The sequence below is a fragment of the Mesorhizobium sp. M1088 genome (genome assembly GCF_040318575.1).
Classification (GTDB): domain Bacteria; phylum Pseudomonadota; class Alphaproteobacteria; order Rhizobiales; family Rhizobiaceae; genus Mesorhizobium.
Genome location: NZ_JAMYMO010000032.1, coordinates 59,049 through 70,748 on the forward strand (window position 1 = coordinate 59,049; position 11,700 = coordinate 70,748).

At 60.3% G+C, this 11,700-nt stretch carries 7 protein-coding genes and 2 pseudogenes; 6 read left to right on the forward strand and 3 right to left on the reverse strand.

All coding sequences use genetic code 11. The annotated features are described in order from the left end of the window. Positions 1–52: 52 nt before the first annotated feature. Together NKH49_RS26400 and NKH49_RS26405 are read right to left on the reverse strand one after the other, a co-directional pair. Positions 53–520, reverse strand: a pseudogene (locus NKH49_RS26400) (Ros/MucR family transcriptional regulator). 222 nt (positions 521–742) lie between these two features. After that, positions 743–952, reverse strand: a pseudogene (locus NKH49_RS26405) (DUF2130 domain-containing protein); the annotation flags it as partial. A gap of 943 nt (positions 953–1,895) precedes the next feature. Here NKH49_RS26405 and NKH49_RS26410 point away from each other — a divergent pair. The 4 genes from NKH49_RS26410 to NKH49_RS26425 all read left to right on the forward strand — a co-directional run bounded on the left by NKH49_RS26410 (position 1,896) and on the right by NKH49_RS26425 (position 7,740). Continuing rightward, entirely contained in the window at positions 1,896–2,195 is a 300-nt protein-coding gene (locus NKH49_RS26410) for a DUF736 domain-containing protein (protein ID WP_352542906.1), read from the forward strand. 865 nt (positions 2,196–3,060) lie between these two features. Continuing rightward, on the forward strand, positions 3,061–3,357 hold the full coding sequence (locus tag NKH49_RS26415) for a lysozyme family protein (protein WP_352922452.1): 297 nt from the start codon (positions 3,061–3,063) through the stop codon (positions 3,355–3,357). A gap of 542 nt (positions 3,358–3,899) precedes the next feature. After that, complete coding sequence (locus NKH49_RS26420; protein ID WP_352928600.1) at positions 3,900–4,982, forward strand: IS110 family RNA-guided transposase; 1,083 nt, start codon at positions 3,900–3,902, stop codon at positions 4,980–4,982. Positions 4,983–5,625: 643 nt separating this feature from the next. Next, the gene (locus tag NKH49_RS26425) at positions 5,626–7,740 is read left to right on the forward strand and encodes a DUF3363 domain-containing protein (protein WP_352928602.1); all 2,115 of its coding nucleotides are present in this window, start codon (positions 5,626–5,628) and stop codon (positions 7,738–7,740) included. Positions 7,741–7,817: 77 nt separating this feature from the next. Here the strand turns inward: NKH49_RS26425 and NKH49_RS26430 are convergent, their stop codons facing one another. After that, positions 7,818–8,048, reverse strand: a complete 231-nt coding sequence (locus NKH49_RS26430) for a helix-turn-helix transcriptional regulator (protein WP_502904366.1) — start codon at positions 8,046–8,048, stop codon at positions 7,818–7,820. A gap of 119 nt (positions 8,049–8,167) precedes the next feature. On the opposite strand from NKH49_RS26430, the gene NKH49_RS26435 reads away from it, so the two are divergent. Together NKH49_RS26435 and NKH49_RS26440 are read left to right on the forward strand one after the other, a co-directional pair. Then, positions 8,168–8,902, forward strand: a complete 735-nt coding sequence (locus NKH49_RS26435; RefSeq protein ID WP_352928604.1) for a hypothetical protein — start codon at positions 8,168–8,170, stop codon at positions 8,900–8,902. 194 nt (positions 8,903–9,096) lie between these two features. Next, a complete protein-coding gene (locus NKH49_RS26440; RefSeq protein WP_352928606.1) occupies positions 9,097–10,944 on the forward strand; it encodes an adenylate/guanylate cyclase domain-containing protein in 1,848 nt (615 codons plus the stop codon). The last annotated feature ends 756 nt before the right edge of the window (positions 10,945–11,700 follow it).

Sequence of the window (11,700 nt, forward strand, 5' to 3'; positions counted from 1 at the left end):
TACTCCCGCCTATTTTGTGTCCGGGCTACATAGGCCGATGGATCTGCAGCAATCAGGCCGCGGTCTTCTTGCGCGTCCGCTTCAGCGGCGCCGGCTTTTCCGGTTCTTTCGGCTTTCGGCCGAGCCCCATCGTCTTGGCCAATGCCGAGCGCGCTGCGGCATAGTTCGGCGCGACCATCGGATAGTCCGCTGGCAGGCCCCATTTGGTGCGATATTCGTCGGGCGTCAGGTTGTAGTGGGTCGCGAGATGGCGTTTCAACGACTTGAACTTCTTCCCGTCCTCAAGGCTGACAATGTAGTCCGGAGTGACCGATTTCTTGATCGAGCACGGCAGCCTTGAGAGCCCGGGACTTATCCGGCGCAGCACCGCCGCCGGCGGTGCCCATCAATGCGGCGTGAATCTGACTGATGAGGGCCGGCAAGTCACCGACCGGAACCGGATTGTTCGAGACATAGGCCGAGACGACGTCGCAGTGAGTTCGATCAGGTTGTCGGCATTGCTTTCAGCTTCTTCTGTCACGAAACTCTCATGGCGGCTTGAAAGACAGTCGGCGAAATTGTCCGTTTCATAGTGGCGGTTTGCGCCAAACGCAACGAATGCATTGGGCACTATCGCGATGCCTGTTTCTGCACAGCGGCCATGGCAACGCATCCCGCGTCGTGCGCGTGTTGGTCCGTCCCCTGTTCGTCTGGCTAGCCGTTCCAGATTGCCAATCTTTTTCTGTTGCTCCATGCCGATTGCCTATTCGGCATCGGGCAGAGATGCTTCGATGGCCAGAACCTCCAAGCCCTCAATTTCTTGCATCACCTTTCCAGCGATACCTTGCAAATCGCCGTACATCCCGACGGTCGACTCGATTACGCCTTGTATTTGAGCCTCCCGCTTGGCCCACAGGCGCGTTGTGGCCTTGCGTTCCTTTGCGAGGTCCTCCTGCATATCAGAGAACTTTTTCGATTTCTACGCGAGAACTTGAGCACTTGATATGCTCCGCGTTTGCGGGATACGTCAAGAACGACGGGCACTCGTCTACCAAATGCGCTCATCGCCGGAAACTTGCCAAAAAGGCGGTCGACGACAAGAACATGCCTCAGTGCGCCTCTTATGTTCACGATCTGTGCTTCGAAAGTCGCATAAAGGCAGACTGGAACTTGAAAAGCTCAGGACCAAAGGGCCGACACGGAAGTCTCCAAAGTCCTACAGTGGGCACGCCTTTCAAAAAGTATCCGGAAGGTGGCGCTGTGGCTCGGTCACGCCGACATCCGCACGACCGAAGTCTACCTCCACATGGATCTTAGCGAAAATCTGGAGCTGGAGACGGTCGAGGTCATCGTTTCCGCCGGAGTTGCGTCGCGGTCGGTTCAGGGCGCCATTTGCGTTGATCGCTTCATTGCTGGCGCACGCAGCGCCGTAGGACGAGTGCGGCTGTACCGGCTCGACACCTCAGTGAGCAGTCCCTCGTGTTGGCCAGCTTTGCCAGCTTCATCATCGGGCTCAAGGCCGAGTAGCTCCTCGTGGAGAGGACCGTCATAGCCATCGCCCTGGCGGTGGCCGCCTTGGCGCTATGGCGGGGCGGATCGTGTGCGGGCGTGCTCTGCCGCTCTGCCGCGGCGGAGCTGGTCCGCGCCGGTCTCTCCCGGGCGACTGTGCCCCGGAGCTGCCCAGGCGGCCTCTCTGCATGGCTGGTCTGGCGCCAGACCGGCCTGAGGCCCGCAACGGCTTCGCTGACCTTCTTCCCCTGCGCTGAGGCGCATTCCTCGCGAACCAAGAAGCTCGGCTGCCGCCGCCCTCCGCTCACGCTGCGGCCCTACGGGTGCAAGCCAGCCGTCCCGTCGCCCTGAAGACCGCTATCGAGGCCGCGCTGGGCGGCTTCGAGGAACAGTAAGGAGATACCACAATGGCTCAAATCGGCATCTTCACCCGCAGCGACGATGGCGCCTTTACCGGCACGATCCGCACCCTCAACGTCAACATGAAGGCGACCATCCGGCCCGTCGCCAAGGACAACGAGCGAGGCCCCGATTACCGGGTCGCCGCCAATGGCGTCGAACTCGGCGCAGGCTGGAGAAAGGCAGCCAAGGACACCGGCGCCGACTACGTTTCGGTCAAGCTCGACGACCCCTCCTTCACGGCCCCGGTCTACGCGACCCTGGTCCAGAGTGACAACGGCGAGCACAAGCTCATCTGGTCCCGCTGATCGACACGCGGTGCCTCACCCCGGGCGAGGCACCGCCTCTCACCCGTGGGATTATGCGACGACCTGAGCTTTGCTATTTCCGTGCTTCCAAAATTTCGATCATCGGTCGCGCGGTCCTATTGGGCGCCGACGCCACCTTTCCAGTGCCGAATGTTTCCAACGATCCGGCCCCGATCGAGCCGTGAAGGCTCGCAGCAACCGTGCCGAAAACGCGCCTGACCATCGCGTCTGCTGCGAAGGCATGGAGGGCTGGTGCAGCGTGGAATCGCACCGCGACAAGGTCGGCGCTTATCTCTCTCGATCGACAACCGTCTTCACGCAACCGGTCCGCCCCAATCTGTTCCAGTCGACGCCAACAAGGACGCACGGAGTCTGTTTTGGAGCCGCTATCGAGGCGCAATGAACGAAGCTGGTCGGGTGCTCCGACTGCGTTTCTGCTGCGTCAAGCTCTTCGATCGATCGGGCGTCGGTCAAGCCCTTCGACCGATCGCCCGTCAGGCGGGCGCCGCGCGCAGCGAAGGTCAGGCGGCCGGACGCTTGCCAATGGCGGAGAACGCCCATCGCGGCGCAATTTGCGGCAAGCAAGTCCGGCCGGCGAAGCCTTGCTCTTGACGGAAGCGAGCACGGCCGCAGGCTGTCGACGCATCAGAAGCGTGATATATGCACTGTCGTCCGCAGCAGCATGACGATGATGTCTGCATGCTTGGCTCACCCTTTCAGCGTCGGTTGTTTACGCAGAACCTGAGCGGATAGTGAGCGGCTGAGCGCTCCAGCAGCACGATTTTATCCGCTGATCCATGATCGCGACATATCCGGGAAGCCGCGAAACGTTTCGCCATCGCCCGAGCGGTTGCTTCGCGTCATAATGCATGTCGAGAGCGTTGGCGATGTTCATCTGGTGTGCAGCAAGGATGGGCTTGATGCAGATCATGCCGCCGACATGGCAGGAGCTGCGCATCAAGTCCGCGTCGGCGACGACCGTTGTCAACCGCGTGACAATATGTTTGCACGTACAGCGCATCTCCGCGAGAAGCTCGACCGCTTCGGCTGCGACGGCGTTTTCGCCGCCTACAATTCCGATCATGGCGAAATCAAGAGCATGTCGCGCCGGCCGCCCACCGCCGCGAGACGGTCGATTACGCTAGGAAACGGGCACCGCTGATCATTGCTGCGGTTCCCATTCCGATGCGCTCACGGCGAGGATGCAGCAGGGCGAACGCACTTCATTGGTTGGTTTTCGCGCGCACGGGCGACACCCGGAATGTCCTTGCAATGCATGGCGACTGTGGCGCGCATGTTGCGGCAGAGACAGTGCTCGCGGCGATCCATCCGCCCAACATTCAGCCTTCCACAAACTTTGCCGTAGTTGACTTAACTGCGGTCGAGCCACGGCTGGATAACTTGTCGGTGGAACCGCTGTCTGGCGAGAGACCCGCCGCAGATAGCCGTTTGGTCCAGCGCCCTTCTACAGCGTTACGTTGATAGTGACATTCCCGGTCGAATGCATTTCGGCTTATTGCGTTGCGGGGGTTGCAGTGGGAGGGTTGACGGCGAGAGAGGGCGAGAGGGCGTGCAAACATGCAAACAAAGAGGGACGGCTCTCCTAATCGGGCTCGCCCTTAAGATCGACCGCCGAGAGTGGTAGCGGCGCAAGGAATCTGAGAGCCTGACAGCGTATTTGTTCACTGCAGTCAGGACAGATTCATGAACAACCCGGTTTACATTGGACTTGACGCATCGCTGGATGAAACAAGCATCTGCATCGTCGATTGCGACGGCAAGATCGTATTCGAGACAAAGGTGGAGAGCAATCCGGACGCGCTCCACTCCGCACTGAAGGGCTACGTGGAGCGCGCTCAGCGCATCGGCATCAAGGCGTCTTCGATAGGCGTCTGGCTGGCGCGTGAGCTGCTATTGCGGAAGCTGCCGGTAATCGTCGTCGAGGCCCGTCACATGCGCACGAGCCTGAGCGCGATGCGCAACAAGACCGACAAGAACGACGCGCGCGGCATTGCGCAGATGATGCGCATGGCGTGGTTTCGTGCCGTCCACGTCAAGGGCGTGGAGAACCAGCGGTTTCGCACGATGCTGGCCAATCGCAAGCTTCTCAAGCGCAAGTTGGTGGATCTCGAGAACCACATTCGCGGCTCGCTGCGGGTGCATGGCTTGAAGGTTGGCGCGATCGGCCGGCACGAGTTCGAGGCCCGCGCGCGCGAACTGCTGGACGGCGCCGATTTCGTCTTCGAACGGATGATCGACAGCTTGCTGGCGGTCCGTAACGCGGTCCTTGAGGGCTACGATCGATTGCACACGATGTTGCTAAATGCGGTCGCTGCCGATCCTGTCTGCCGGCGCTTCATGACCGTGCCTGGGGTCGGACCGGTAGCTGCCCTGACGTACAAGGTTGCGATCGATGATCCGCATCGATTCAGCCGCTCCCGCACTGTCGGCGCGCATTTTGGCCTGACGCCGAGACGTCATCAGTCCGGCAGCTCGATCGACTTCACGGGACGCATCACGAAGCAGGGCGACATGACTGCACGCGAGGCGCTGTGCGAGGCGGCAGCGGCCATGTTGCTGCGTTCGCGCCGCGGCTCGGCACTCAAGGGGTGGGGGCTCAAGATCGCCAAGAAGCGCTCGATGCTGTGCGCGATCACAGCAGTCGCCCGCAAGCTTGCCGCCATCCTGCACCGTATGTGGGTTGACGGCAGGGTGTTCGATCCAGGCGCCGGGGCGGTTGTCACGCCGACGATGCGCGCGACGCTGAAGGCGCTGAGAACGGCTTGACGATGGGCGCGTCTCGACAGTTTAGAGGAGGTCCTGAGATCTGAGTTCGAAGAGTTCCCGTGCGCACGGGCGGCGCCCTGGCAGGGCGTTGGATGAGACTGAGTCCGCTATCTTGCCGGCATCCGCCCGCCACCGGGATGAATGCGCCGTGATCGCTAGGACCGTCTCGTCATGAGGCCATCAATACGGCCCGAAGGAGAGCATGCGACGGCTGATTTGAGCCGAGCGCGTAGTAAAGCAGGGACCCTGCCGAGGGAAGCGTGGTTGCAAGAAGTGCGCACGAGTTTACAGTGACTATGAAGCAGAATTGGAGATGTCATGCAGCTGGAAAGCCATTATTGTAGTTGACATTAGGGGCCCGATTAGGACGGCAAGATAAAGCGAGCTGGCGCTCGCCCTCGCTTTGCTCGTAAGTTGTTGTCTGCACATTGTTTTTTCCTGCTCGTGCCGACGCCAGGCGGAATCGCGCGAGGTGCGGATGGCGCCGGCTGGTTCGCTATCCTGTTGATCTCAAAAGCAAAGGTGTGATGCCGCAGCGATGTGCGATCGGTTGTTCTACGCCGCAGCAAGTCTTTGCGCGCCGTAGAACGCCCGGCGCTCCGGCCACCTTGAAGCACCAAATCCGACTCCCGATGCTGTCGTCATGGCAGATCGTGACAGCGACAGATTCGAGGTTCGCATTGGCCGGATCCGGCGCAGCAGCACGCCGGTCAATTCGCGCACGCTGCCCTTTCTGCGCCAGGTCGAGATTGCCATCCGCAAGCAGGGCGGCAATCCCAATCGCCTCGGCGCAAGCAGGAACGACGGGCAGGGGAGCGGCCGCTTCAACGCGCGGGGCCGCGGCGGCAAGGTGGCGGCAGACTTGCCGAAGGACGGCGGTAGGTGGAAGCAGGACTCCAATGGCGTTCGCTTTCGTTCCCGTCGCGTCGTGGTGAAGGCGCGCGTCGTCAAGCTGCCGAAGCAAGGGAAGGGGATCACCGGGCGCGCCCAAAAATTCGCGACGACGAGCAAGGCTGTCGATGCGCATCTGCGCTATCTCCAGCGCGACGGCGTCACCAGGGACGGCGAGAAGGGCAGGGTGTACTCGGCCTTCGACGACGAGGCCGACAGCAAGGCCTTCGTCGAGCGCGGGCGCGGCGACCGGCATCAGTTCCGCTTCATCGTCGCGCCGGAGGATGCCGCCGAGATGGAAGACCTGCGCTCCTTCACCCGCGATCTCATGCGTCAGATGGAGACCGACCTCAGCACGCGCCTCGACTGGATCGCTGTCGACCATCACAACACCGGTCATCCGCATACCCACGTCCTGGTGCGCGGCATCACCGATGACGGCAAGATCCTGAACATCGCCGGCGACTACATCGCCCATGGCATCCGTCACCGGGCAGGCGAGCTGGTCGAACGGGAACTCGGGCTGCAAAGCGAGATCGAGGTCGCCCGCAAGCTGGCCAGCGAGGTGGAAGCCGAACGGCTGACCCGGCTCGACCGCATGCTGATCGCCGAACAGCAGGAGCACGATCTGGTCGACCTCCGTCCCAATGCCAGCGACAGCTACACCATTTCCAGCAACCGCTACCTGCTGATCGATCGGGCAAAGAGGCTGCAGCACTTCGGCCTGGCGAACGAGATCGAGCCCGGCCGGTGGTTGATCTCCGACCGGGCTGAAAGCACGCTGCGGGCGCTTGGCGAGCGCAACGACATCATCAAGACCATGCACCGGGCGCTGGACGAGCACGGCCTCGCCCACGAGCGGGGTCCGGCGCAATATGTCATGCACCGCCAGACCATCACCGAGCCGGTCGTCGGCCGCGTGCTCGCCAAGGGTCTTGCCGGCGACGAGATGAGCGACCGGCTGTCGCTGGTCATCGACGGCGTCGACGGGCGCACCCACTATGTCGAGACTGCCGACGCGGCAAAGCTCGAAGACATCCAGCGCGGCCACATCGTGGCGCTCGATCCGGTGCTGCCGAAGCAGGAGCCACGTGCGGCCGACCGCAACATCAGCAGCGTAGCGGGCGAGGACGGCATCTATCGCCCGAGCCAACACCTGGAGGCGATCCGCGAGACATTTTTGCAGCAGGGCAAGGACCCGGACGCCTTTGTCCGTTTCCATGTCCGCCGTCTCGAAGCGCTGCGCCGGGCCGGCCACGTCGAACGTATCGATGAAGACCACTGGCGCATTCCAAAAGACCTGTCCGAGCGCGGCATCGCCTATGATGGCCGCAACGCCGAGAAGGACTTCTCCCTGCGTGTGCTCTCGACGTTCGATCTTGACGCGCAGGTCGGCAGCGATGGCGCCACCTGGCTCGACCGGGAGCTTACGGCAAAAAATCCCATGCCGCTGGTCCGGTCAGGCTTTGGTCTCGACGTCGACAACGCTCTCGACAAACGGGCTGCCCAGCTCGTCGGGATGGCCCATGCCGAACGCGATCCAACCAGCGGGACCATTACCTTCGCGCGCGACCTTGTTGCCACGCTGGAACTCCAGGAGGTCACGCGCGTCGGTAAGGAAATCGCCGCTGCGCGCGGCCTTACCTTCGCGCCCGTTCAGCCCGGCAACTATGTCGGCGGCACCCTCCTTGACTCGGTCCGCCTTGCCAGCGGGCGTTTTGCCATGCTGGACAACGGGCTCGGGCTTCAGCTCGTTCCCTGGCAGCCGATGCTCGACAAGCGCGTCGGCCAGCACATCAGCGGGCTCGTGCAAGACAGCGGGGGCATCGACTGGAGCTTCGGCAGAAAGCGTGGGCTGGGGCTGTGAAAGCGCCCATCACGTGGCACTTTTGGCTCGCAACTATCGCCGGCAACGATTGGCCAAGCCTAGTAGCAAACAGTTTGTTAGATGCGGGGTCTTAAACGGATACCATTCTCGGACAGGAACTCGATTCCGGCCCTCTCAAGTGTGTGCCTTATACTTATCAGGTTGTTGGCAATTGGAATGCGCGCCCCACGCTCAAAATCCGCAATCGTCTGCCGAGCCACCTTTGCGGCTCTAGCTAGTTCGTCTTGGCTCCACCCAAGCATCGCCCGAGCGCCGCGACACTGCTCTATCGTTAGCGCATTTTCCATGGGCTACAATCCGATTGACGTCAATCAATTTGTATGATCAGATTCCCTAACGCGGCCGAGCTGAGCGCTGACACGCTTAGCCCGGCCTAACCACAACCAAGCTGTTAGGAGCTCGGATCATGGGTGATTCCGACAATACCACGAGTCTCCCTTTCGTCACCCGTAGGCAAGTACTTGCGGGAGGAATGATCGCGTCCACCGCTTTGATGCTTGAAAAAAGTACTTTCACCGGCAACGCTGCCGCGACGAACGTGTCCCTCTCCGACCCAGCGCTCGCGCTTTGGCGGGAATGGCAGACGGCCCACCGGCTGACCGAGCGGCTTTGTCGCAGACAGCAGCGACTGGAGACGAGGCTTGTCGAGAGCGTCGGCTTTCCTTGTGTGACCGTCCGCGTGTCCGAGGGCGAGGACGTGACGGTCCACTCGATTGAGGCACTCAATGAATTGCTAGGCAGAAGGCCGGATATGGCTGCTCTCCGCCAGAAAGCCGAAGCTGGTCTCACGGCACATCAGGCACGCTGGGATGACGCTGCCGAGGAGACCGGGTACATTGCCGCGCTCAGGGCCGAGCGCAAGGCTGGCGACCGAGCGGAGGATCTGCTGGAAGCGTTCTCAATGACGCCTGCCACGACTCTCGCCGGTGTGGCAGGCAAGCTCGATGCTGTGTTGCGTGAGGGCGAGCCTTGGGAGGAATGCTCCGAATTTCCCTGGTCTCAAATTCGCTCGGCCCTCAGCGATCTGGTGCGTATCGCCCAGCCAGCGATGCCGGAACAATTCTTTGCCGACGAGCGGCGTCCCCCAGCTTCGCAGGCGGGCGGGCTGGCTGCTATCTCGGCGCCTGAAAGACGAAGATGAAGGCGAGGACTCGAACCTCAAAATTTATTGGCACCGTAACCTGCTGATTTTGCTAACCAACTTAGCCACAGTCGGTGACTCGACTATCACAATCCTGGCACAATCACAGCCCACATTCCGCTAAACCGTCGTAAGGCGTACCGGAAAGAGCAGGCAGCGCCGAAACCCCGATCTAGACAAAGCAAGACGGCAGAGTGCGCGACATTCAGCGCGGGCTGAACAATCGCTCCACAGCTCATTTTTTACAAAGTAGACTGGAGCATTCTCGCACCCGTCACGGAGCAGAAATGGTCAAGGGCCATGTGCAGCGCAAACTAGCTGCTATCCTTGTTGCGGACGCGGTCGGCTACAGTAGCCTGATGGCTTCGGACGAAGTGGGGACTCACGAGCGATTCAAATCGCTTCGCTCCGATCCGATCGACACTAAAATCGCCGAACACCAAGGTAGGATCGTCAAGGAAATTGGCGATGGGCTTCTCGTCGAGTTCGCCAGTGTGGTTGCCGCCGTCCAATGCGCCGTCGAGATTCAGGAAGCATTAGCCGAGCGGAACGCGGATGGGCCCGATCATAAACGGATTGAATTCCGAATAGGCATCCATCTCGGCGACGTCATTGTCGACGGCGAAGACATTTTTGGTGACGGGGTCAACATCGCCGCTCGATTGGAAGGTCTCGCGGCGCCCGGCGGAATAGCCATTTCGGCTGATGTCCGTCGGCAGGTCGAGAAGAAATTAAACGTTGATTTCGAAGACATCGGCGAAAAAGAACTCAAGAACATCTCCGAGCCGGTTCACGTCTACAGAATGAAGCTGGCGTTAAAAGCAATCCAGAAGCCTGTCAATGTATTGGACAGGCCAGCCGTCGCAGTCCTGCCGTTCCTGAATATGAGCGGCGATCCAGAGCAGGACTATTTCGTCGATGGCCTAACAGAGGACATTATTACAGCCCTGTCTCACTGGCGAACCTTTCCTGTCATTGCCCGCAATTCAACATTTACCTACAAATCCTCCGCTGTGGACGTTCGCAAGATAGCCCGCGAATTAGATGCTCGATTTGTTCTGGAGGGCGGTGTTCGGAAAGCTGCAAGTCGTATTCGTGTCACTGCCCAATTGATTGATGCCGCCAGGGGCCATCACGTTTGGGCGGAAAAATATGACAGGCACCTGACCGACATTTTTGAATTGCAAGACGAGCTAACCCAAAAGATCGCTGCAGTGGTGGAGCCGGCGATAACGAGGGCCGAAACGCGCCGGATGGCAGTTCCCGGAACTAAAAACGTTGGTGCTTGGGACTATTACTTGCGCGGTTTGGGGCTAGCGCACCAATTCACCGGACAGGCGCACAAGCAGGCCCGCGATATGTTTAGGCGCGCCTTGGAAATCGATCCCGCCTACTCGCAAGCATATACCGGCATCGCACAAACGTATCTTCAAGAGATTTTTTTGAAGCAGGTCGATGACCACGCGGCGGCCGTTTCGAAAGTCGTCGACGCGGCAAAAAAGGCTGTCTCGCTCGATGACAGCGATTCGGCTGCGCACCTCAGTTTAGGATTGGGGTACATGTGGTCCGGAATGCACGACGCCGCCATCGAAGAAGTCCAACGGGCGATCGATTGCAATCCGAGCAACGCGCTCGCCTATGTGGTTTTAGGGAACGTCCTGGACGTCGCCGGACGTCCCGAAGAGGGCATCCCGTTCCTTGAAACCGGATTGAGGCTCAACCCGCTAGAGCCCAGAATGCATTACGCGATGACATGGTTGGGCGGCGCATACCTAAACGCCCGGCGGTACGCCGACGCACTTGCTTGGTTGCAGCGAGCTGCCAGTCGTCGGTCTGACTATGCACTGACCTTTCTATTCTTAGCGGTTTGCTTGACCAATCTCGGCAAGCGCTCTGCGGCGGAAAAGGCCTTGGCAGAATGCGAGAAAGTTGAGCCAGGATTCACCGCCGCATTTGTGAGATGGCGGGCCTACAGGAACGACGCCGACAACGATCACATGCTCAAGGGAATTCGCGATGCTGGCGGCGATACTTTCATTTAATAGAATAACAGGTCACGTTTATTCATAGGTTCCTAAAGAAATTTGTTCCTAAGGCGCAACTTTGTCAGCTCCGTAAGCTGAGCCAACGTCTGTGTCCCATACCAACGGGCCTTTGGATCTCACCATTCTAGAGGTCCGGAATGGGGTCGCGACGTTCCCCTAACCTCCCATCAGGGAATGGTCCGCAAGGGGTCGGATTTTCATATTCGTGCCACGAAGGCACGAAGCAGGCGCCTGCACAAGGCTCGCTGCTTTGAAAGCATCCCGATGAACGACGAGCTGATCCGCCTTCCCGGTGCCATGGAGCCCGTCACGCGGCCTGACATTCAGCACCATACGTGCGAGCACCCCGACTGTGGCAAGGATGCCGGATGGGGGTTCACCAAGCCGAGGCGGCCATCCCATTGGTTCTGCTTTGAGCACCGGGCTGATGCCGAAGCATATCTCTAAGCAGCGTGTTGATCTGATGATCAGAGCGCCAATACGACAGGGAGACTATGCCGACCGCGAGATCGATTGCCAGGAGGCAATGGAGCCCGGCTTCCAGGCGATCGCCGATTGCTGATTGAGGCGGGATGGACGCGCGGGGCGATCATGCGGTCGTTGAAGCGGCTCATCACCGCCGACCACATGACCCAGAAGGAAAACGCCAGGTTGAGGCGCAGATAGCCTGCAGGCATTCAAAAAGCCATCGAGGAACTTTGAACCGTCGCGGCCGTTTACCGGCTATCGCGTCCGGAAAGTTCCGCCATGAAT

Bases quoted from the DNA above. Each gene is read 5' to 3' on its own strand.
- NKH49_RS26410 (WP_352542906.1), top strand. From the start codon at position 1,896: ATGGCTCAAATCGGCATCTTCACCCGCAGCGACGATGGCGCCTTTACC.
- NKH49_RS26415 (WP_352922452.1), top strand. From the start codon at position 3,061: ATGCATGTCGAGAGCGTTGGCGATGTTCATCTGGTGTGCAGCAAGGAT.
- NKH49_RS26420 (WP_352928600.1), top strand. From the start codon at position 3,900: ATGAACAACCCGGTTTACATTGGACTTGACGCATCGCTGGATGAAACA.
- NKH49_RS26425 (WP_352928602.1), top strand. From the start codon at position 5,626: ATGGCAGATCGTGACAGCGACAGATTCGAGGTTCGCATTGGCCGGATC.
- NKH49_RS26430 (WP_502904366.1), bottom strand. From the start codon at position 8,048: ATGGAAAATGCGCTAACGATAGAGCAGTGTCGCGGCGCTCGGGCGATG.
- NKH49_RS26435 (WP_352928604.1), top strand. From the start codon at position 8,168: ATGGGTGATTCCGACAATACCACGAGTCTCCCTTTCGTCACCCGTAGG.